Origin of the sequence: Chamaesiphon sp. OTE_75_metabat_556 (genome assembly GCF_031378165.1) — a bacterium.
Taxonomy (GTDB): Bacteria; Cyanobacteriota; Cyanobacteriia; order Cyanobacteriales; family Chamaesiphonaceae; genus Chamaesiphon.
Map to the genome: position 1 here is coordinate 1 of NZ_JANNDR010000292.1, position 19,662 is coordinate 19,662.

Consider the following 19,662-nt stretch of genomic DNA (forward strand, 5'->3'; position numbering starts at 1 on the left):
GGGAGCGGAGAAAGATTGAAGAACGAAACGGTGGCGAAGCTCATAGCGTTGAGGCTTGGTTGTCGATCTCTTTGATGAACTCAGCTTTACCATCCATATATCCCTCAATATCGGCTGGGTATTGTTGGGCGAGTTTTTGCTTCAATTGGCTGTATTGTTGTGCGGCTTCGGGATGAGATCTCAAGTAATCTCGAAAAGCGAGATGACGAGCTATCTGTGGCAAACCAACTTCAAAGGTATGAATGTGATGGGTTCTGATTCCACTGTTATCATCCTTCCGAAAGAAACGACGACATGGAATTCCAAATTCGCCCATTGCTATATATCCTAATGATTCGATTGCCATATTTCGATCGTCAACTTTATTAAGATCTTTGACCTCAATTAAGATATCGATAATCGGTTTAGCATAGATAGTTTCGATCGCCGTACTACCAATATGATGAATCGCGATCGCATTGTCTCCACAGGCGATCGATAGTTGTTGTGATTCATCTGTAAATAAACTCTGCCAATGGCGATTGTGTGGAACGACTTCTACTTTTCTAGTCATGGCTTTAGATCGTTTAACCGCAAATATCTAGGAGACGATTGTCTTGAATATTGCCATTTGTGTCGGCGAACCAAGATCTGGATCGACATCACCGATCGAGCCAAATTCCACACTATACTGATATCGATCGCTAATTAATTGTGCCCAACTTTGAAACTCAGCTCTCGTCCACTCAAACCGATGATCGGGATGGCGTAATTTACCTACGGGGAGATTTTCAAAGTTGACATTATATTCGATATTTGGGGTTGTGACGATCGCGATTTTTGGTCTGGCAAATTCAAATAATACCCGCTCGAAGGCTTGGAGTCGATCGAGTTCCATATGTTCGATGACTTCAATAACTGTTGCCGCGTCGTAACCTGCAATTCTAGCATCGCGATAATTGAGCGATCCTTGAATTAATTGCAAGCGTCCTTTTTGATGCGTGGGTAATTTATCGAGGACGCGCTCTTGAGCAAATTCTAAAGATTTATAAGTGACATCCATCCCCAAAATCTCTTGAAAAGTTGGCTCTTTTAATAATAGTTTGAGTAGCTTTCCTTCACCACATCCCAAATCGACAATCTTTTGGACACCGTTGGCTTTTAATGCAGCGACGACAGTTTCCATCCGTTGCTGATTGAGACTGATTGGCTTTTCGATGATGTCTTCGGACGTTTCGCGATCTGGTGTTTCTTCAATTACTTCTTCGATCGCAATTTGTGCCAACGCATCGCGAGTCAAACCCCGTTGACGTTTGAGATAGCGACTGGTAATTTCTTCCTTAAGGGGATGCGTACTCAGCCAGCCTTCACCGTGACGGAGCAACTTTTCGATCTCATCTTCGTTGACATAATAATGCTTGTCATCATCCAACACCGGAATCATCACATGCAGGTGCGAGAGCAAATCGCACAACTTAATCGTGTGAGTGAGTTCGACATCAAAATAAGAGCTGTTACCCCAATCAGAAAAAGCTTCATCGAGTGCTAATCGACGCACATTAACTTGATAACCTAACGGCTCAAATAAACCCCTCAGAAAGCCTTCTCGCCCCCGACTGGGTAAAACTGGAATCTTGGCGACTAAAGGAATTGGCGTATCGGCTAAATCTGGCTTTTGCTCGCATCTACCTGTCATCGCCGTCCGAAATACTTGGGAAATCGCGACGCTTAGGAACGATGATGCCGCATAAGGTCGATCGCTGACGTATGCTGCTAATGTCTGTCTTTTTGCGCCAGCCTTACCTCTAGCTAGATCTACGGGATTGATATCTAATACCATTGCCGCAGTACATTTGATATCGCTAGCTTCGGGATAAAAGACTTGGGCGGTACCAAAGGAGAGATTAAACGCCTGACACTTATCGGGATGTTTGAACAACAAATAGCCCAAGTCGGTAGCGGGTTGATGAGTAGTAGAAATAGTCAGGAGCATCGCGATCGCATCTTAATCTAGCCGAATCTATCTCTACTGTAGCTATAATAGGCGTTCTAGGCGGCGGCGCATGGCTTCGAGATCGATCTCATCCTCTGCTGTCTGAGCTTGCTTGCGCCCCTCTGGTTGCCAATCTGTTTCTTCTAAATGCTGCGAGGGCGGCGTTACCAACATTTCCGCAGTCACCAGGATGCAGTCATAGTCAGAATCTTGACAAAATTCTTCGATTTCTTCAGGATCGATCCCTTCTACCGTCGGCTTGGGAAAATCTTCCGCTTCCAATTGATCGGCATACCGCACGGCATCATCCTCTTGCTCGAACATGAGAATGACATTGCGATCGCCAACCTGAGTGGAATAAATCCCCTCATTATCAGTTCGCGCATTAAATAATAAGACAAAAACACTCATGGAATTTGTGGTTTGTTATTTGTTACCTAGTCTAAGACTATTCACTGAATAATCGCTAGCTTGCCCCATCATAAGCTGGAATTGGGCGTTGGGGATCTCGGAAAACTTTGAATCGTGCTTACTATTCAGTTATGGCTCGATCGAATCGGCTACATCACTCTGCCATAATAAGCTGACGTCGTTGGCTCAGAGTTGTGGCGATCGCGCAACCATGCCCATAGCTGATCGCCGATCGAAAAATGCCACCATTCGGCTGGGTGACGGGCAAAGCCCACATCAGTCATAATTTGACACAAGAGTTGGCGATGATGGTGATATTGTTGCTCCACTGGATCTTGACAGTTAGCAAAATATTCAGGGAGCGATCGATCGGACATTTCATCGATCGGCGAACCCATATCTACTAGATTACCACGCTCATCGACGAGGGTAATATCGATCGCCGCTCCGGTACTGTGCGGTGGTGGTGTCTTGGGATCGCAGCTGGGAATCGCCCAAATTGTATACACGTCTTGCCAAATTTGCTGCTGTTGCAGATCGGAGAGTTTGGCTAAATCCAAGTTACGACTGGCGATTGTCTGGTGAAAAGTATAATCCACCATATACTGTTGCACCTCCACCGGACGATAAGCATCAAAAATTTGGATCTGCCATCCCGGCTGTATTTGTTGCAATCCGGCTTGTGCTTTAATGACGCGATCGAGTACCCCTTTACGGAGATAATAAGGCGATTTACCATGATAATCTGCCCCACATTTGATATACGGATGGGGTGTTTCGATCGCAAATAATTCTAAGGGAATTGCGACTAGTGGTTCGCTGCATTCTGAGATCGGGACTGGGCGGTAGGGTTTCATGATGTGGCTTTAGGTTTTAGGTTTGAGGTTTTCAGGGACGGGATCGTAGCCGCCGGGGTGGAAGGGGTGACAGCGACAGATGCGCATGGTGGCTAGATAGCTACCATGCAGTGCGCCAAAACGATCGATCGCGTCGAGGGCGTATTGCGAGCAAGTGGGGGTAAAGCGACAGCTAGGGGGGAAGAGGGGGGAGATAAATCGTCGATAAATGCGGATCGATCGAATCAGGCTATGTTTCATCAGAAAATAGTGGGATGTCGGGAAACCGCGTCGATTCATCGCGCGGAGGAACGACGATTCAAGCGGTTTTAACCGCCCGAATGCTTCTTGAGCTTAGTACTAGTTGCATCACTAGTATGGATGAGTTACAATTAGGCTATGACTCAATCTATATCTGTAAAATGCAAGCTGATAGTCCATCAAGAGTTGCGGCGAGAAATTGACCGTACACTTGAGGGATTTGCAAATGCTTGTAACCAGATTTTGACAACAGCCAAAGATGCTAAATGTTGGAATGTGACTAAGTTGCATCACCTTGTTTACCATCCGGTGCGATTGTCTACAGGATTGAAAGCCAATCACGTCTGTCAAGCGATTAGACGAGTAGTTGGTAACGCCAAAGTAGTTAAACAGATTCATAAGTTTAGACCAAGCTCGATTAGTTTGGATGCTCGAACATTTAAGTATGACGAGTCTAAACAAGTCGCTGGTATAACTTTGATAAGTGGTCGATTTAACGTGCCACTTAAAATTGGCGGGTATCAAATTGCATTGCTTCGAGGTCAAACTCCGACTAGTGCAACTCTCAATAAGACCAGACAGGGCGACTACTTTATCAACATTGTTGTTGAGATTGAGTCTGAACCAACGGGTAAAACACCCAAGGTAATTGGAGTCGATCTCGGTCGTACTGACATCGCTACTACCAGTACTGGCGCATCTTGGAGTGGTAAACATATTCAAGCCACTAGAGACAGTTATAGCAAGACTAGAGCCAACATTCAAAGCAAACGCACTCGTTCGGCACGTCGCTTGATGAGAAGGCTTCAAGGCCGAGAAACTAGGTATCAAAAATGGCTCAATCACAATATCAGTAAGCAACTTGTTCGGGAAGCAAAACAGCTTGATGCAACACTGGCTTTTGAGGATCTGACTAACATCAGACAAAGCTTGAATCAACTGCCTAGAAACAAAACTGAGCGGCGTAGAACCAATAATTGGGCGTTCTATCAACTGAGAGTTTTTGTTGCTTACAAGGCGATCGTAGCTGGTGTTCGAGTGGTATTTGTTCCACCTGCTTACACCTCGAAAAGTTGCTCTAGATGTGGACACGTTCACCCCGAAACCGACAAGAAGCGGCGCACTCCGAGCGGGGAAAACGCTCATGGAAGTGTGACAAGACCAAAGTCTTATCGGCATGGGAAGAAATTTAATTGTGGACACTGTGGATTGGAGCATGATGCGGATATAAATGCTGCGTGTAATATCGCTGCCTTGGGGAGATCCGTAAGTTCTCCCGAAAGTCCAGGGTTTAGTTGCAGGTTAGAAGGTCAGCTTGACCTCTTTCCAGTCGCTTTGCTTTGAGGCTAAATCCCCCGAATTCTATTCGGTGGTATGCTTACGACATCATATCTTTAGTTCGATTTCCTGCCAATTTGGTGCCAATGCAAACACTTTTCGCCGATTTTAGTCTCTGGTTGCGGATTGCCACAGTGCCAGTATATGTTGGGGCGATCGTGCTAATTTCCGAACTTTTACATCGCTATACAGATACCAATCCCGAACAAGTTCGCAAAGTCGTCCATATCGGTACAGGTAATGTAATTATCATTGCGTGGTTGCTCGACTTACCCGCTTGGGTGGGAATAACTTCGGGGGTATTGGCGGGGATAATTACGCTGGTTTCTTATCGCTTACCCATTTTACCAGGGGTAAATAGTGTCGGGCGCAAGAGTTTGGGGACATTTTTTTATGCGGTGAGTATTGGAGTTGCCACGGCCATATTTTGGCCTTTGAATCTACCACAATTTGGGGTGATTGGGATTTTGATTATGGCGTGGGGCGACGGTTTGGCCGCGATTATCGGGCAGCGATTTGGCAAACATCCCTACACGATCTTCGGCAATACCAAAAGCTGGGAAGGGACATTGACAATGCTAGTGGTGAGTTATGCGATCGTCTCGATCGTGCTCCTGAATGTCAATGGTAATATTTGGCAAACCTGGGTAGTGGGAATTCCGGTAGCAATTGTCGCCACAGGTGTCGAATCGATCGCCCAATGGGGTTTGGATAATCTCACAGTGCCTTTGAGTAGCGCGGGTTTAGCCTTTTTAGTCGATCGATTTCTCAACGGGTGTTCACATCTGTAGAAATCTACTATCGGCTGCTGCCAGTTTGAGATATTTACCTATCAATTTACCCTAACCCCTATCCCCTAAAAAGACCCAATCCCTCGTAAAATAGTTGAGACAAGATCTGTATAGATTGTCTCTTCATCTTCTAGCGCACGTAATGACTAGTAACCAGGAAATCTCCTCGACTATTACCTTCGATCTGGCTGCTTATCTCGCCGAGCGTCAGCCCCAGATTGAGGCAGCCTTAGACGCAGCCATTCGTCCTGGCTACCCAGACACCATCTATGAGGCGATGCGGTACTCATTACTTGCTGGTGGTAAGCGGCTCCGCCCGATGCTATGCATTGCGAGTTGCGAACTGATTGGCGGTAGTGCAGATTTGGTGATGCCGATGGCGTGCGCGCTCGAAATGGTACATACCATGTCGCTGATCCACGACGATTTACCCGCGATGGATAATGATGATTATCGGCGAGGTAAGCTGACAAATCATAAAGTCTATGGCGAAGATATTGCCATCCTCGCTGGCGATGGATTATTGGCTTATGCGTTCGAGTATATTGCCACTCAGACTCACGGAGTGAGTGCTGACAAGGTGCTGCAAGCGATCGCGCATTTAGCTAGAGCTGTTGGTGCCAATGGTTTAGTCGGCGGACAAGTCGTCGATCTCGAATCAGAAGGCAAGCCAGATATTTCGGTAGAGACACTCACCTACATCCACAATCATAAAACTGGTGCTCTGCTCAAAGCTTGTGTCGTCTGTGGAGCCATCCTGGCTGGTGCCACTGCAGCAGAGATCGAAAAACTGGCTAAATTTGCTCACAATATCGGATTGGCGTTCCAGATTATCGATGATATTCTCGATATTACCGCCACCCAAGCCGAACTGGGCAAAACCGCCGGCAAAGATCTCGAAGCTCAAAAAGCCACCTACCCCAAACTCTGGGGATTGGCAGAATCCAAACGTCAAGCTGATAAACTAGTAGCTGAAGCTAAAACTATTTTGAATGAGTTTGGCGATCGCGCCCAGCCGCTCCAAGCACTAGCTGACTATATTACCGATCGCAAAAATTAATCTAACCACTAGGGATATCGATCTACTATCTGGTTTAACAATGAACAACTGCTCGCCCATAGATTACTCGATTGCTCCAGTTTCCCCCTCATTTTAGGTCACTTGTGTGGTTAGTCAAACAGCCCCGATCGTTAACAATATCGCTCAGATTCTGGATAACCGGATTCTCCTAGTGGCGGTTGCTGCTTGCTTGATCGCGCAGGTACTCAAGCTGATTATCGATGTCATCCAAAATGGCAAATTTAGCGTCAAAGTCTTAACTACTACTGGCGGGATGCCCAGCGCGCATTCGGCATTAGTTACCGCTCTGGCTGCTGGTGTCGGTGAAAGCTTGGGTTGGCAGAGTCCAGAGTTTGCGATCGCGACAATTTTTGCGATCGTAGTGATGTATGATGCGGCTGGCGTCCGACAAGCCGCCGGCAAACAAGCGCGGATTCTCAATCAAATGATCGAGGAATTATTTTCTGAAGATCATAAATTTAATGAGGTCAAACTCAAGGAATTATTAGGACATACACCCGTCCAAGTGATTGCGGGTTCGGTCTTGGGGGTGGCCATTAATTGGCTATTTACCGGACTTCAATAATTACAACCAGGAGTTGACAGATCGTTTAGTGTCGATCGATTCCAGCAGAGATAATTACTGTGATGATCTGCACTCGAACAGCGATCGCGATCGTGGCGATCTCCTCAATCTAGCTGCGCAAGACTGGAAAATCGGCTATAATAAAATTTGACAAGTTCCGCCTGATGCGGTACAAGTGTAGGAGCAAACTTCCAGCGCAGCTTGTAAGAGCCGAGAGAGAATTAGGCAGCCAGCGAGAAGTAAATTTCAATTTTAAGCATTCCAACAATTAAATCTTTATCTATGACCCAGCAAGTCCTTCACCCGATGGTGAAAATGCAACGTCAAGTCGAATCTTTGGTAGCATCCAAGATTCTCAGTCCGAGCGATCGCATCTGGAAAATTGCCTTTCTCTACGGTGACAAATGGCAACACTGGAAAAATGAATTGCTAGACTTCGGTTTCACGATCCAAGATCCCGTCAGCGAGTTGCTCGAAGTTGAAGCTTGGGACGAAGAATAATTGATAATTGATAGTTGATAGTTGATAGTTAGCTATTTAAAATCGATGGTGGCGACCAAGGTTGCGAGTAACGATTGCAGTGAGCTAGCTGTTTGCGGATCGCTGATTTCATGGCGATCGGTCAATTTTGCTGAGACAGCCGGAATACAGAGGATTGCACCTGCGGGGATAGCTGCCATCATCACTCGCAAGGTTTGGACGAGGGCGGCATTGGCTTTTGAGCCGCCGTCTGGGGCTGGCGATGCGCTGATGACGGCTGTAGGTTTGTGCATGAACTCGCCGGAAGATACAATCCAGTCGAGGGCATTTTTAAGTACCCCAGGGATGCCATGTGCGGATTCGGGCGGACAAAATAGGATACCATCGGCGGCTTGCAATCGATCGCGCCAATCTCGCACCGATTGTAGCGCGCGATCGTCATCAAGTTCGGGATTAAAATGGGGGAGATCGCCAATACTTGGGTAGATAGACATCTGGACGCGATCAGGCACCAATCCCACGATCGCCCGCAAGATTGATGTATTACTAGAATTAGCTCGTAGACTCCCAGAGATTGCCAAAATTTTGACCACGATCGATCGCCCCTAACTGATGTTGCCCAGACTCAATCTTTATCATCTTAATATCGATCGCTAACTGAAAGTTACCGAATAGCAAGAGTTTAAAGCAAGTGCTCAAAGGTGCGATCGGCACGATTGCATTTCCATCTTAAAAACCCCAATTATCAACTATCAACTATCAATTATCAATTAATTTAGACCGATCGATAGCCCCAACCGCCACATTCGACGCGTTATAATTCTTTACGGACGCCCAATTAATCGCAGCCACCGATTCCTATGACCAAACCCGTACTGAATAGTTTTTTTGTCGGTCGTGCCCTAGCCCAGAGCCTTAATGACAAACTCGGCGAGACAGTAACCTATACCCTGAGCGAGCTGGGAAGAATCAATGCCGAACAGGGTGAAAAACTTCGTCAGTTCGCCCAAGAAGTAATCGAGCGGGCAGCACGAGAGACTGCGGCAGCGGGTGGGAACACTACGACAGTATCCGCAGATGGCCGGCGCGTCGATGTCCAAGAAACAATCGACGACCTCAGAGCCGAAATTGCTAGACTCAGAGCCGAAATTCAAAGACATCGCCATCAAAGTTAATCCCGAATGGCCAGAGACTAAGCACGCCAACTAACCACCCTAAATTCTGTGACTGCTATATCCGAACCTTACCTGCCGCCCCAGGGCGATCCTCAAGCTGAGAGTCCACTCGTGCCGCATCGTCAGGCTGGGATCGATGGCTCAGTCGAGGTACACCCAGGATTGTCTTTACCATCTGCAGCTACTGTGTCAGCGTCGTCCGTTATCTCCATGCCCCCAATTGTGACACTTGTACCTAGTATCGACACCGACAATCGCGCCTATCGTTGGAATCGGACAAATTATTCCAAGCGACGGCGCAAATTTGACATCTGGTCATTTTTTATCACCTTCTTAAATGGCTCCTGGATCGATGGCAAGAAGTGGAGCTATGTTGGTGGCTATACTGAGGCCAAGCAGGCTGCTAGGCGTCGCAAACAGGCGATTTGGATTCGGGATACATTTTTGGAATTAGGGCCGACTTTCATTAAGTTAGGGCAGCTATTCTCGACCCGTGCCGACTTATTTCCGGTCGAATATGTCGAAGAACTTTCCAAGTTGCAAGATCGGGTACCAGCTTTTGGGTATGCCCAGGTTGAAGAGATTGTCGAGCGGGATCTCGGCAAAACCATTCCCGAACTATTTGCGAGTTTCGAGCCGCTGCCGCTAGCTGCCGCCAGTTTGGGTCAAGTGCATCTGGCTAAGTTGCATACCGGCGAAGCCGTCGTCGTCAAAGTCCAACGTCCGGGACTGCAAAAATTATTTACGATCGATCTCGAAATCCTGCGGGGGATTGCTAAATACTTCCAAAATCATCCCAAATGGGGGCAAGGCGGACGCGATTGGCTGGGGATCTATGACGAATGCTGTCGGATCTTGTGGGAAGAAACCGACTATATCAGTGAAGGTCAAAATGCCGACACCTTCCGCCGGAACTTTCGATCGCAAGCCTGGGTGATGGTACCTCGCGTGTACTGGCGATATTCTTCGACGCGGACGCTGACTTTAGAGTATTTACCAGGGATTAAAATCAGCCATTATGAAGGGCTAGAAGCCGCTGGACTCGATCGCCAAGAGATCGCCCGTCAAAGTGCGACTGCCTATCTGCAACAACTGCTCACCGATGGCTTTTTTCATGCCGATCCGCATCCAGGGAATGTCGCGATCGATCCCAAAACTGGCGCATTGATCTTTTATGATTTTGGGATGATGGGACGAATTGCCCCCGGTACCAAAGAAAAGCTGATGGATACCTTGCTGGCAATCGCCAGCCGGAATGCCGATCGAGTTGTCAGTGGTTTAGTCGGACTCGGTGCCGTCGCAGCCGATGCCGATACCGATCCGATTCGGAGATCGATCCAATACCTGCTCGATAATTTTCTCGACAAACCGATCGAAGCCCAATCGATCAGCCAAATTACCGATGACCTCTACGATATTGCCTACGGACAACCCTTCCGGTTTCCGGCCACCTTTACCTTCGTGATGCGGGCATTTTCGACGATCGAAGGTGTCGGTAAAGGACTCGATCCCGATTTCAACTTTATGGCAGCCGCCCAGCCCTTCGCCTTCCAAATTATGAATACTAACGGTAATAGCACCCCCGACGCCAACACCTTCCTGGCAGAAATCGGCAGACAAGCCGCTCAGGTGGGGACTTCCGCCCTCGGCTTACCCCGCCGCCTCGAAGACACGATTGACAAGTTAGAACGCGGCGATATCCGCGTCCGCGTGCGTTCGAGCGAAACCGATCGCTATTTGCGCAGACTGGCCGCCGTCCAACAAAACACAAATTTAGCAATCTTGGTTGCGACTTTTACATTGTCTGCTACGATGCTATTTGTCAATCAATACACGATCGCGGCTGGCGTAGTGGGTGCGCTCGCCCTGGTGGCCTTGGTGACTTGGTTCCGGCAAGTGCGGAAACTCGACAGGCAAGATCGGATGTCCTAAAGATCGCAGCAACTAGGACTGTCGATCGCCTCTGCGAATGGTAAAAATCTCCTGAAGATTGCCACCGATTTGTGGGTATTATAGGATCGCCAACATCGAACTCAATCGATGCGGGATGAGACAAAGCCAGCAATCTCTTGCAACTATTAGCACTTGCTCCATCTGTCTGTTTGAAAATTTTGGATTGTTATCGCTACCGGCATGAGATTATGAAATCGCTGTTCACAGGTCTTACAGATAAAGGGATGGTCAGAAGTGCCAACCAAGATGCATATCACATCGATCCTGATGGACGATTTTTTATAGTTGCCGATGGGATGGGCGGTCATGCTGGCGGTGAGGAAGCCAGCCGGATCGCGATCGAGACGGCGCATACCTATCTAGAGCAACATTGGGACAGCGAACCCGATACCAAGAACTTGCTGGCACAGGCGCTGATTGGGGCGAATGACGCGATCGTCGCCGACCAGGAGCAACACCCCCAGCGCGCCGATATGGGCACTACACTGGTGATGATTTTATTCCGCGATGAGATGGTTTGGTCGGCGCATGTGGGCGATTCGCGGCTCTATCGGCTCCGAGGCGACAAATTAGACTCGATCACCGAAGATGATACTTGGGTAGCGCGGGCGATGAAATTGGGTCAACTCAATGCTGATGAAGCGAGAGTTCACCCGCTGCGGCACGTTTTATCTCATTGTCTGGGTCGCCGCGACTTGCGCCAGATTAATATTCAAACTCAGGATATCGTCTCTGGCGATCGGATCTTGCTCTGTAGTGACGGCTTGACCGAAGAAGTCCCTCACGAGGAGATTTCCAGCCATCTACGTGCTGAAACTGAGGCACTAGCCGCCCAAGCCCTGATCGATGCCGCCAAACAACACGGCGGCAGTGACAATATCACCGTGATTATTGCAACGATGCAATAGTTTAGCAGCATTAAAATAGGAGTGCCGCCAAGCAACACGGCGGCAACGACCAGATTGCGGGGATGATCGCGATCGTCAAATAGCTTGACAGCAATTATCCTGATTGCAGATTATAGTCGTCATCCATACAAGCCCGAATCAAAAACATGCAGCCAGTGTTGGTAGATGGTGCATGGCATGAATTGGGATGCGATCGAATGTAGTCTCCCGCTAGATAAATCTCGCCTAAGAGGTCGAGTTCTCCGTCTAACATATAAATCTCCTCGATCCCATGATGCTGATGCAGGGGATAAGTAACACCCGCCGCTACTTTGACGACCAGCGAGCGCATTCGGCTGACCGCATCATCAAAGAGCACCACAACTTCCACCCCTGGCATTCGGTGGGGTTGCCATTGGCGATCTCCAGATCTAATCGCGAACATGCCGGGATCTGGTGAGATGCCTGGTGATGAGATGGCTTCAGCGGAGATCGCCGCCAACCCCAATCGATCGAATAATCGATCCTTGAGATCTGCGGCCATGGGTATTGGTGGCGCGGCATATGGCAGTAAGCCTACCGCGTCTTGATAACCGGCCAATTCCTCAGCTAAATCTGGACACTCCAGCACTTGGGTTTCTACCCACAATCGCTCTTCAAGATCTAGTAGATCGAGTGCATATAGTGGTGCCAGTTCGCAAAAACATCGACGATCGGAGTTCATGATACAGTTCGGGGTGCGGGGATGAGGATTGAGTTAGTTGTGCCCGATCGATACTTATGATTCATTTTCAAACCCTACCCTTAGTTTACTCAATCCCAGCCGCAGCCGCGTTTTAACCGTGCCGAGTGAGAGTCCAGTCGCTGTGGCGATTTCGGCATGAGTGAGACCGCGATAATAAGCCATCTCAATGACTTCGCGTTGGGCGGACGGGATGCATGATAGGGCTGTAAGTACTTGTTGATGGCGTTCAGCAATTTCTACGGCTGTAAGTGGATCTACGCTGATAGTCGCAGATTCGATCTCTTTGCCATCGGCAATTGCGGCAGTCACAACCTTATTAAGTCGTTGAAGTTTGCGTAACCGATCCAAGATCCGGCTGCGAGCCAGGGTAAAGAGCCACTGCTCGATCGAACCCTTATCCACATCGAATCTATCAGCAATCTTCCAGACTTGGGCAAATACGTCTAAAACAACTTCCTCGCAATCCTCTACTGAGTTTAAACTTTTCCAGGCGATCGCGTAAATGATGCGGGAATAGCGATCGTAGAGCTGGGATAGTGCTTGCCGCTCTCCCTGGGCGATTTGTGTCAGTAAATTTTTGGCTTCAGACATTAACGGCACAAAGACGGGGACTGCTGTATTGCTCTAGTTTAGTTGATGAGTAACCCTGTTTGATGTATCGACCATTTGACAGATAATTGTTGAAATAATTTTTGCGAGCGACAGATCCAACTTGGCACAGCACTCGTATATCTAGGAAAGTCGATCCAAATTCAAGAGAGATACCATCAAATGGATACTAACGAACCCCTCATCCACATCGCTGCTCGTCAAGCTCAGCAGTTGTCGCGGCGCAACATGTTAGCGACAGGTGCTGTGGCAGGCATCGCTGCGGCATTTGCGATTCCGGCTGTCGCCGATCTGGTTGAGGCAGCCACCCCAGGTCAGTCTACCGATCGAGCTAAAAAGAATGATATTACCGTCTTAAATAACGGACTCTACTACGAGCATCAGGCAATTTGGGCATATAATTTTGCCGCTGGCAAGTTGACGAATACTGCTGTGGGTAAGGCTGTCTTGGCAGTTGCTAGTGCCAATCTCACCGACCATCAAGCGCACCGAGATATCCTCAAAAGTGCTATCCGCAGTCTCGGTGGTACGCCAGTTAAAGCCGAAGCTAGTTACGATCTCTCCTCCTATATCAACAAGGGCGAAGGCAATATCGACTCGGATGTCAATATCGCCAAACTCGCTCTAGCTCTAGAAACTGATGCAGCGATTGCCTATACATTTGAAGCTGCCAAACTCAAAACTCCAGCTTTAATTACTGCTGGAGCCAGCATCGGTACCAATGAAGCCGCTCACGCTACCGCAATTCGCGCAGCCTTCAAGTCTTTAGGCGTCGATATTGCGATCGTCCCTGCTGCTTTTTTCAATCCCACCACTCGCTCGGCTTGGATCTTGAAAGTCTAGCAAAATTGGGGATGGATTTTGGATATTCTCCCCATCCCTATCCTAGTGCTAGAGATCGGAAATTTTATCAAGCCAGTCAGCAGATTAGCGAACTCTTTATCACTATGAATAGTACTGATCAGCACGTACTCTGGCGACAAGTTTGGGGTGTGGCAGCATTACTATCCGCGATCGTCTTGAGTTGGATGGCTTATGGTTTTTATCAACCAGTAATTTTGCATAAATTGGGTTTCGATCGACTTGCCGAAAGTCTAGGAATCATTCAAGGTTTCTTAGGTGCTGCGATCGAACCACTAGCTGGTGTGATGTCTGATCGGGTGCTGCGTCGCACTGGCAGTCGGCTCCCCGCGATCGCTGTTGGCGTCACCTTAGCAGGGTTATTATTTGTGACGATCGGATTATTATTGCACGGAAATCTATCACCAGAATTATACTGGATTATCCCAGTCTTGATGACTTTTTGGGTGATCTCCATGATTATCTTTCGGGGGCCAGTAATTTCGCTATTGCGACAGTTTGCGCCGACAGCATCATTACCAGCAGCTAATTCGATCGTCACATTAATTTTGGGATTAATTGGGGCGATCGGGCCGCTCTTTAGTCGAGTCATCGAACTATTAGGAGCTGCCAATACGTTTTTATTTGGGGCAGTAATGTTAACGATCGGTGCGCTCTTGTTCTGGTCTAATTTTCCCCAGGTGATGGTTAAAATAGAGCCAAATCTTCCGGCGACTAATATTCTAGCCGCTGCATTATCAGAGGTACCACGTCAAAGTCTAGATCTTCAATTTAGGCAATGGCTCCAAAATTTTGTTGTTGGTTTTGGATCGGGACTAGTGACTAATATTTTGCTCAGAGTTTGCCCTCAACAATTGCCCAAATATCTATTCAATATCCCTCCCGAGCAGATTGCAGCAGCAATGTTATTTGTTTGTGCAATCGCGGCAATTCCCTTGGAGAGAAAAGTTAAAAAGTGGGGTCTGAATCGATCGATGACGGTTGGGATTTCCTCACTCGCGATCGCGATCGTGATTAGCTCGATTTCTCATCTGACGATCGTTTCATTTTTAGTCGTAATACTAGGCGGAGTCGCACTCAGCGTCCTATTTGTCACTCAAATTCCCTGGTGCTTGGGTCGATTACCATATCGCCAGACAGGATTATCAACTGGTCTTTATTTTGGGGGGATGGGAGCAGCGTCGGCACTTTTAGGACTAACGATGCGATCCATTTTTTAAATCGGGATTGAGGTGAGTATTTAGAATACTCTACTAGTTCAGACTAACATATTATAGTTCATTGTTAATTATGGTCTTTTTATTAAATCAAACTAACGTCTTTGGTTATTTAGCAAACTTGGGCTATCGATCGGATGGCATTATTAATCATATTGAGCCGGTTGTGGCGAAGAATTTCAACTTATTGCTATCGATAGATCGAGACTCGCAGCTACTAGTCAAACAAGAACGCCATAACCAAGTGGGCAAAGCAGCAGGTGAGTTTTTAGCAGAGTCTCAAGTCCATAAATTAGCTGAAGATTTTCCAGCACTAAGTTACTGGAAATCTTCGATCTCAGAGTTGCTACATTTCGATCGAGATAACTCAATTTTAGTATTTCGATATCTGACTGACTATCAAGATTTAATGAGGTTTTATACAGAAGAACATACTTTTGACGATCGCATTGCCGCACAAATCGGTACGGTGCTAGCCACCTTTCATCGCGATACTTACAATCGCGCGATCTATCGTTTGGCATTGGGCAAAGATCGGCAGCAGTCCGAAACTAGTATTGTCACAGCTTTAATTCGCAGTTTGGAGCATCTGACGCCGGAAATTTTTGGGATTGTGCCCGATGATGGGTTGAAGTTTTATGCTTTGTATCAACGGTACGATAGTCTCGGACAAGCATTGGTAGAACTAGGCGATGCGATGAGAGCTTGTTGTTTGACTCATCACGATCTCAAGCTCAATAATATTTTGCTTCACAATCAGTGGGAACAGCCCGAGAGTCAAATTGTCAGAATTATTGATTGGGAACGTGCTGCTTGGGGCGATCCGGCTTTCGATTTGGGGACATTAATTGCTAGTTATTTACAGATGTGGCTGGGTAGTTTGGTAGTCAGTAAATCATTGTCAATTGAAGAATCTTTGAGTTTGGCAATAACTCCGCTCGATCGCATCCAACCATCGATTGCGGCTCTAACCCGGACATATTTACAGAGTTTTCCGACAATTTTAATCGATCGACCCGATTTTTTGCAACGGGTAGTCCAGTTTGCCGGATTGGGTTTGCTTCAGGGTATTCAAGCGGGAATTCAGTATCAAAAAACATTGGGGAATAGTGGTATCGCCCAATTGCAGGTAGCTAAATCATTATTATGTCATCCCGATCGATCGATGCCGACGGTATTTGGAACACTGGATTTCACACCAGAAGTACTTATTTCGGCTCGATCGTAATATAAAATTCCCTCTAATCACAAAGTTATGCCCGCACTAAATTCGCTTTCAACTAATTCCGATCCCAGCACTCATCTAGAATTAATGACTGTGCTAAAAGATATTGCCCAAAATGTAGAAATTCGGGATAATTTCTCGATCCATCATCCCGATTACCAGCCTTTTGAAATTCCAATAGAGGCGGTGGCAAGATTTCAGCAGATGCCAGCACAGGTAAAACGAAAGTTTTTAAGCTTACAATTACGCAGCTTTATCTATGGCATTTACTATAATGGTTCGATGCGAAGTGCGCTGGCTGTGGATGCCCCAGAACATTCCAGGCAGTTAGATCTGGAAAATAGCACATTGATGGGTATCGATATGACATTTTTCCAACGGTTGCACGAGAGTAACTATGGAACGGGTTATTTCGATCCAGATTGGACGATCTTGAAAGCAGCAGAAGATCGCAGCTTGGTGGTAAAGAAGGGTGGCTTAAGGCTGTATATCGATCGAGCACAGCATCTGACAGCCGCACAGCAGCAAGCAGCGGTAGGCGATGTAGTTGCGATTAAGCTGCCTAAAAATATGATGCAGAATGGCTTTTACATGGCGGTGGGCGATCTCGGATTCAATCGTCAGCAAGCAGCAGATACATTGGTGCGAATTTATTTCAGTTTAACTGCGGATGGCGCGATCGCGGTGATGAATAGTCTGACACAGATGTTAAATGAGTCAAAAATAATCTTTAGTTTTAAGGTTTTGTATAATCCTCAAGATTATCAACGGTTTGATGCGGGAGTTTTGTATTTTGACAAACGAGATTATGCTACTGTCTCTGGCATTTTAAATCTTGTCTACACACAGCACCAATCTTATTTCTTACCGCACATCCCACTATTTACCAAGCAACTAGCGATGGGATTAGGGCTGGCGGAAGAACCCGATCTGAAGTTTTCCGAGCGAGAAAGCTTTGGGATGAATCGCTGTCAAATTGTGGCGGATGGATTACTGACGGCATTCGATGAGGGCAAGGATGCAAGTACTGAAAGAATGAACGCGATTTTAGTACAGTTCTCTAAGGTGGGCATTGATTTACAACACCCATATCTCAATAGTGATTCTGAAAATATTTATCTTGCCTTTGGCTGATTTAGCTAAAAAGGATTAAAACTAGCTTAATTATCATCCCTTGGGTTCGATCAATATCATCCATGTTGAGATTTTTTAGGGTTAGGATTTAATTGTCGATCGAGATAATCTATGAGCAAATAGGAACTAAATTAAGTGGCTAGCATCAAACCGAACATATACTAGGAGAACCTCAACATGGCTAACATCCAAGTTAAAGACTTAACACAATCCAGGATTGCTGGATTCGATCTATTTAACGACTTAGAGAGTTTTATTCAAGATTTATCTGACGATGAACTCGATCTACAAGGTGGTGGTTACGAACGGACTGTTTATCGCCCCACTGTTGATGCGTCTCGAATTCACTATGTTTAAGGCATTTTTTTAATTAAAAGTTGCTATTCCATCACAACTAATTAAAATCGAACTAGATTTGGTTGTTTCTAGTTCGATCTAACCTCAAATTAAATTAACTTAAGTTAAGGAGAAGTAAAGTAGCATGGCTAATATCAAAGTACAGAACCTCACAGACGGCACTATTGTCGGAGCTGACCTCTTTAAAGATCCAGAGAGCTTCATGCAAGAATTATCTGAATCCGAACTCAACAACTTACATGGAGGTTTGGGTACTCCTTTATCTCCAATTATCATCACATTTGTCCCCGATTGATAGACAGTAATTTAATGTGGATTATCTCGGCTGATCGATCGGCGTAAAACCTCAAAAAATTCAAAAAGGACTAAAATTAGATTAATTATCTATCTACAGATATAGCGATTGCTCTAGACGTCGATAATATCAAAAGAATATAATCTAATTACAGCTCTAGAAAAATTTAATTCGATCGCAAACAACTTAGGTTAATCAGAAAACAAATGGCTAAGATTAAAGTTAAAGATTTGTTAGAAGACAATGCAGCTAGTACAGATTTAGTCGATGATACAGAAAGCTTTGTTCGAGAATTATCGGCAGGTGAACTATGCTTGCAAGGGGGACTTTATTTGAAAAAGTCACTAGATATCATACCGACTCTTGAACCAGGTAATTTTTGCCTTACGCTGGTGAACGGCCAACTAGTTGAGATTTTCTGCTAGTAACCATCAATTATCGATCGAGAAAATAACACAAGCTAATTAGGAAATAAAAGATGGCTAATATCAAATTAGAAGACTTAACAGGACACAAGATCGCTGGAATGGATCTATTTAGTGACTCAGAGAGCTTCATGCAAGAATTGTCTGAACATGAACTCGCTCTATATGGAGGAGGTAAAGAGCTTCTGCCGACACCACCCATGACCGCGATTGAGAAAATTCCTGTGCCTACTCCACCTATTTTCAACCTTCCCTAACGCATTATGCATCGAACCATAAAAATTAGTTCGATCGTGAAAATAACACAAGTTAATTAGGAAATACAAAATGGCTAACATCATAGTAGAAAATTTGGCAAAACATAGTATCATCGGTGCCGATCTATTTAACGATACTGAAAGCTTCATGCTAGATTTGTCTGATCGTCAACTCGATATTCAAGGCGGTTGTGGGGGTAATAATCCGGTTAAACTTCGTCCCAATACTCTACCCATTATTGTCATATATAGTTGTGCTCCAGCCCGTCCACAAGCATAGCTGAACAATCAAAATCGAGTAGATACCAGATAGAAGATTGTTGTAAATATTTACAAATTATAACTGCTCACCTTTTATTCCGATTGCGGAAATTGTAAAAGGTGAGTTTTTTGTGATGGAGATCGAAAAAATATAGCTTGGAAAGTCTTTTAAGCTCTTAAAGTATTAAGATTATTATAATCGCCGAAATGTAAACACAAAAGAAGACGACAGTCGCAGTTTTAGATAGATAGTTTCATGCACATTCAGAGTGGATCTAATTAGATTCGATTCAATAAACCAAGAACAATCTACAATTTAAGATTATCAAGGGATTAAAATTGTGTTTATTAACTGCCAACAAGCACAAGTAAAGTTGTAGACATCAAGATGCCAAGAAGCTATCATTCACACATGGGATTAAATGCAAGTAACAATCTACCATTAAAAACAAAACTAGTTTATTAGGAATACAATCAAATGGCCAACATCACAGTAAAAGATTTGACAGCATATAGCGATTCAGGA

Annotated in this window: 25 protein-coding genes; 17 read left to right on the forward strand and 8 right to left on the reverse strand. The window is 45.9% G+C overall.

The window, feature by feature from the left end; translation table 11 throughout:
* Positions 1-40: 40 nt before the first annotated feature.
* The 5 genes from RMO27_RS11700 to yidD all read right to left on the reverse strand — a co-directional run bounded on the left by RMO27_RS11700 (position 41) and on the right by yidD (position 3,480).
* Positions 41-553, reverse strand: a complete 513-nt coding sequence (locus RMO27_RS11700; RefSeq protein WP_309732581.1) for a GrpB family protein — start codon at positions 551-553, stop codon at positions 41-43.
* A gap of 27 nt (positions 554-580) precedes the next feature.
* Positions 581-1,972: a 3' terminal RNA ribose 2'-O-methyltransferase Hen1 gene (locus RMO27_RS11705; protein ID WP_309732582.1), complete on the reverse strand. Its 1,392-nt coding sequence runs from the start codon at positions 1,970-1,972 to the stop codon at positions 581-583.
* 42 nt (positions 1,973-2,014) lie between these two features.
* A complete protein-coding gene (locus RMO27_RS11710; RefSeq protein ID WP_309732587.1) occupies positions 2,015-2,383 on the reverse strand; it encodes a DUF3110 domain-containing protein in 369 nt (122 codons plus the stop codon).
* Between the two features lie 149 nt (positions 2,384-2,532).
* Complete coding sequence (locus RMO27_RS11715; RefSeq protein WP_309732589.1) at positions 2,533-3,240, reverse strand: M15 family metallopeptidase; 708 nt, start codon at positions 3,238-3,240, stop codon at positions 2,533-2,535.
* Positions 3,241-3,249: 9 nt separating this feature from the next.
* Positions 3,250-3,480, reverse strand: a complete 231-nt coding sequence (gene yidD / locus RMO27_RS11720; protein ID WP_309732592.1) for a membrane protein insertion efficiency factor YidD — start codon at positions 3,478-3,480, stop codon at positions 3,250-3,252.
* Positions 3,481-3,618: 138 nt separating this feature from the next.
* On the opposite strand from yidD, the gene RMO27_RS11725 reads away from it, so the two are divergent.
* From RMO27_RS11725 to RMO27_RS11745, 5 genes are all read left to right on the forward strand, one after another.
* Positions 3,619-4,824, forward strand: coding sequence for an RNA-guided endonuclease InsQ/TnpB family protein (locus tag RMO27_RS11725; RefSeq protein WP_396133676.1), 1,206 nt, complete (start codon positions 3,619-3,621; stop codon positions 4,822-4,824).
* 80 nt (positions 4,825-4,904) lie between these two features.
* Positions 4,905-5,609 carry an SEC59/DGK1/VTE5 family protein gene (locus RMO27_RS11730; protein WP_309732598.1) on the forward strand — a complete coding sequence of 235 codons (705 nt, stop codon included), beginning with the start codon at positions 4,905-4,907 and terminating at the stop codon, positions 5,607-5,609.
* 142 nt (positions 5,610-5,751) lie between these two features.
* Entirely contained in the window at positions 5,752-6,669 is a 918-nt protein-coding gene (gene crtE, locus RMO27_RS11735; protein WP_309732600.1) for a geranylgeranyl diphosphate synthase CrtE, read from the forward strand.
* 106 nt (positions 6,670-6,775) lie between these two features.
* Positions 6,776-7,255, forward strand: coding sequence for a divergent PAP2 family protein (locus RMO27_RS11740; RefSeq protein ID WP_309732602.1), 480 nt, complete (start codon positions 6,776-6,778; stop codon positions 7,253-7,255).
* 282 nt (positions 7,256-7,537) lie between these two features.
* On the forward strand, positions 7,538-7,756 hold the full coding sequence (locus RMO27_RS11745; RefSeq protein ID WP_309732604.1) for a DUF4327 family protein: 219 nt from the start codon (positions 7,538-7,540) through the stop codon (positions 7,754-7,756).
* A 32-nt stretch (positions 7,757-7,788) separates the two neighbouring features.
* On the opposite strand, the gene RMO27_RS11750 is transcribed toward RMO27_RS11745, so the two are convergent.
* A complete protein-coding gene (locus tag RMO27_RS11750; RefSeq protein WP_309732608.1) occupies positions 7,789-8,328 on the reverse strand; it encodes an NADPH-dependent FMN reductase in 540 nt (179 codons plus the stop codon).
* Positions 8,329-8,595: 267 nt separating this feature from the next.
* Here RMO27_RS11750 and RMO27_RS11755 point away from each other — a divergent pair, with 267 nt between their 5' ends.
* The 3 genes from RMO27_RS11755 (at position 8,596) to RMO27_RS11765 (ending at position 11,771) form a co-directional block, all read left to right on the forward strand.
* A complete protein-coding gene (locus RMO27_RS11755; RefSeq protein WP_309732611.1) occupies positions 8,596-8,910 on the forward strand; it encodes a DUF6825 family protein in 315 nt (104 codons plus the stop codon).
* Positions 8,911-9,120: 210 nt separating this feature from the next.
* Entirely contained in the window at positions 9,121-10,842 is a 1,722-nt protein-coding gene (locus RMO27_RS11760; RefSeq protein WP_309732647.1) for an AarF/ABC1/UbiB kinase family protein, read from the forward strand.
* 209 nt (positions 10,843-11,051) lie between these two features.
* Positions 11,052-11,771 carry a protein phosphatase 2C domain-containing protein gene (locus RMO27_RS11765; RefSeq protein WP_309732615.1) on the forward strand — a complete coding sequence of 240 codons (720 nt, stop codon included), beginning with the start codon at positions 11,052-11,054 and terminating at the stop codon, positions 11,769-11,771.
* Positions 11,772-11,865: 94 nt separating this feature from the next.
* On the opposite strand, the gene RMO27_RS11770 is transcribed toward RMO27_RS11765, so the two are convergent.
* Both RMO27_RS11770 and RMO27_RS11775 read right to left on the reverse strand, forming a co-directional pair.
* Positions 11,866-12,474: a cupin domain-containing protein gene (locus RMO27_RS11770; RefSeq protein WP_309732617.1), complete on the reverse strand. Its 609-nt coding sequence runs from the start codon at positions 12,472-12,474 to the stop codon at positions 11,866-11,868.
* A gap of 54 nt (positions 12,475-12,528) precedes the next feature.
* Positions 12,529-13,086, reverse strand: coding sequence for a sigma-70 family RNA polymerase sigma factor (locus RMO27_RS11775; protein WP_309732624.1), 558 nt, complete (start codon positions 13,084-13,086; stop codon positions 12,529-12,531).
* A 180-nt stretch (positions 13,087-13,266) separates the two neighbouring features.
* On the opposite strand from RMO27_RS11775, the gene RMO27_RS11780 reads away from it, so the two are divergent.
* The 9 genes from RMO27_RS11780 to RMO27_RS11820 all read left to right on the forward strand — a co-directional run bounded on the left by RMO27_RS11780 (position 13,267) and on the right by RMO27_RS11820 (position 19,155).
* Entirely contained in the window at positions 13,267-13,947 is a 681-nt protein-coding gene (locus tag RMO27_RS11780; RefSeq protein ID WP_309732627.1) for a DUF4439 domain-containing protein, read from the forward strand.
* Between the two features lie 104 nt (positions 13,948-14,051).
* Positions 14,052-15,185, forward strand: a complete 1,134-nt coding sequence (locus RMO27_RS11785; protein ID WP_309732631.1) for an MFS transporter — start codon at positions 14,052-14,054, stop codon at positions 15,183-15,185.
* A 70-nt stretch (positions 15,186-15,255) separates the two neighbouring features.
* Positions 15,256-16,410 carry a phosphotransferase gene (locus tag RMO27_RS11790; RefSeq protein WP_309732632.1) on the forward strand — a complete coding sequence of 385 codons (1,155 nt, stop codon included), beginning with the start codon at positions 15,256-15,258 and terminating at the stop codon, positions 16,408-16,410.
* A 27-nt stretch (positions 16,411-16,437) separates the two neighbouring features.
* On the forward strand, positions 16,438-17,541 hold the full coding sequence (locus tag RMO27_RS11795) for a T3SS effector HopA1 family protein (RefSeq protein WP_309732634.1): 1,104 nt from the start codon (positions 16,438-16,440) through the stop codon (positions 17,539-17,541).
* 177 nt (positions 17,542-17,718) lie between these two features.
* Positions 17,719-17,898, forward strand: a complete 180-nt coding sequence (locus tag RMO27_RS11800) for a hypothetical protein (RefSeq protein ID WP_309732636.1) — start codon at positions 17,719-17,721, stop codon at positions 17,896-17,898.
* 124 nt (positions 17,899-18,022) lie between these two features.
* The gene (locus tag RMO27_RS11805) at positions 18,023-18,193 is read left to right on the forward strand and encodes a hypothetical protein (protein ID WP_309732639.1); all 171 of its coding nucleotides are present in this window, start codon (positions 18,023-18,025) and stop codon (positions 18,191-18,193) included.
* Between the two features lie 206 nt (positions 18,194-18,399).
* Positions 18,400-18,618 carry a hypothetical protein gene (locus RMO27_RS11810; RefSeq protein WP_309732643.1) on the forward strand — a complete coding sequence of 73 codons (219 nt, stop codon included), beginning with the start codon at positions 18,400-18,402 and terminating at the stop codon, positions 18,616-18,618.
* A gap of 53 nt (positions 18,619-18,671) precedes the next feature.
* Positions 18,672-18,875 (forward strand): hypothetical protein, encoded by a 204-nt coding sequence (locus RMO27_RS11815; protein WP_309732645.1) that lies wholly within the window; start codon positions 18,672-18,674, stop codon positions 18,873-18,875.
* Positions 18,876-18,945: 70 nt separating this feature from the next.
* Positions 18,946-19,155 carry a hypothetical protein gene (locus RMO27_RS11820; RefSeq protein ID WP_309732646.1) on the forward strand — a complete coding sequence of 70 codons (210 nt, stop codon included), beginning with the start codon at positions 18,946-18,948 and terminating at the stop codon, positions 19,153-19,155.
* Positions 19,156-19,662: the final 507 nt, after the last annotated feature.

Excerpts from the sequence above, each read along its gene's own strand:
- RMO27_RS11700 (WP_309732581.1), bottom strand. The coding sequence starts at position 553 with ATGACTAGAAAAGTAGAAGTCGTTCCACACAATCGCCATTGGCAGAGT.
- RMO27_RS11705 (WP_309732582.1), bottom strand. The coding sequence starts at position 1,972 with ATGCTCCTGACTATTTCTACTACTCATCAACCCGCTACCGACTTGGGC.
- RMO27_RS11710 (WP_309732587.1), bottom strand. The coding sequence starts at position 2,383 with ATGAGTGTTTTTGTCTTATTATTTAATGCGCGAACTGATAATGAGGGG.
- RMO27_RS11715 (WP_309732589.1), bottom strand. The coding sequence starts at position 3,240 with ATGAAACCCTACCGCCCAGTCCCGATCTCAGAATGCAGCGAACCACTA.
- yidD (WP_309732592.1), bottom strand. The coding sequence starts at position 3,480 with ATGAAACATAGCCTGATTCGATCGATCCGCATTTATCGACGATTTATC.
- RMO27_RS11725 (WP_396133676.1), top strand. The coding sequence starts at position 3,619 with ATGACTCAATCTATATCTGTAAAATGCAAGCTGATAGTCCATCAAGAG.
- RMO27_RS11730 (WP_309732598.1), top strand. The coding sequence starts at position 4,905 with ATGCAAACACTTTTCGCCGATTTTAGTCTCTGGTTGCGGATTGCCACA.
- crtE (WP_309732600.1), top strand. The coding sequence starts at position 5,752 with ATGACTAGTAACCAGGAAATCTCCTCGACTATTACCTTCGATCTGGCT.
- RMO27_RS11745 (WP_309732604.1), top strand. The coding sequence starts at position 7,538 with ATGACCCAGCAAGTCCTTCACCCGATGGTGAAAATGCAACGTCAAGTC.
- RMO27_RS11755 (WP_309732611.1), top strand. The coding sequence starts at position 8,596 with ATGACCAAACCCGTACTGAATAGTTTTTTTGTCGGTCGTGCCCTAGCC.
- RMO27_RS11760 (WP_309732647.1), top strand. The coding sequence starts at position 9,121 with ATGCCCCCAATTGTGACACTTGTACCTAGTATCGACACCGACAATCGC.
- RMO27_RS11765 (WP_309732615.1), top strand. The coding sequence starts at position 11,052 with ATGAAATCGCTGTTCACAGGTCTTACAGATAAAGGGATGGTCAGAAGT.
- RMO27_RS11770 (WP_309732617.1), bottom strand. The coding sequence starts at position 12,474 with ATGAACTCCGATCGTCGATGTTTTTGCGAACTGGCACCACTATATGCA.
- RMO27_RS11775 (WP_309732624.1), bottom strand. The coding sequence starts at position 13,086 with ATGTCTGAAGCCAAAAATTTACTGACACAAATCGCCCAGGGAGAGCGG.
- RMO27_RS11780 (WP_309732627.1), top strand. The coding sequence starts at position 13,267 with ATGGATACTAACGAACCCCTCATCCACATCGCTGCTCGTCAAGCTCAG.
- RMO27_RS11785 (WP_309732631.1), top strand. The coding sequence starts at position 14,052 with ATGAATAGTACTGATCAGCACGTACTCTGGCGACAAGTTTGGGGTGTG.
- RMO27_RS11790 (WP_309732632.1), top strand. The coding sequence starts at position 15,256 with ATGGTCTTTTTATTAAATCAAACTAACGTCTTTGGTTATTTAGCAAAC.
- RMO27_RS11795 (WP_309732634.1), top strand. The coding sequence starts at position 16,438 with ATGCCCGCACTAAATTCGCTTTCAACTAATTCCGATCCCAGCACTCAT.
- RMO27_RS11800 (WP_309732636.1), top strand. The coding sequence starts at position 17,719 with ATGGCTAACATCCAAGTTAAAGACTTAACACAATCCAGGATTGCTGGA.
- RMO27_RS11805 (WP_309732639.1), top strand. The coding sequence starts at position 18,023 with ATGGCTAATATCAAAGTACAGAACCTCACAGACGGCACTATTGTCGGA.
- RMO27_RS11810 (WP_309732643.1), top strand. The coding sequence starts at position 18,400 with ATGGCTAAGATTAAAGTTAAAGATTTGTTAGAAGACAATGCAGCTAGT.
- RMO27_RS11815 (WP_309732645.1), top strand. The coding sequence starts at position 18,672 with ATGGCTAATATCAAATTAGAAGACTTAACAGGACACAAGATCGCTGGA.
- RMO27_RS11820 (WP_309732646.1), top strand. The coding sequence starts at position 18,946 with ATGGCTAACATCATAGTAGAAAATTTGGCAAAACATAGTATCATCGGT.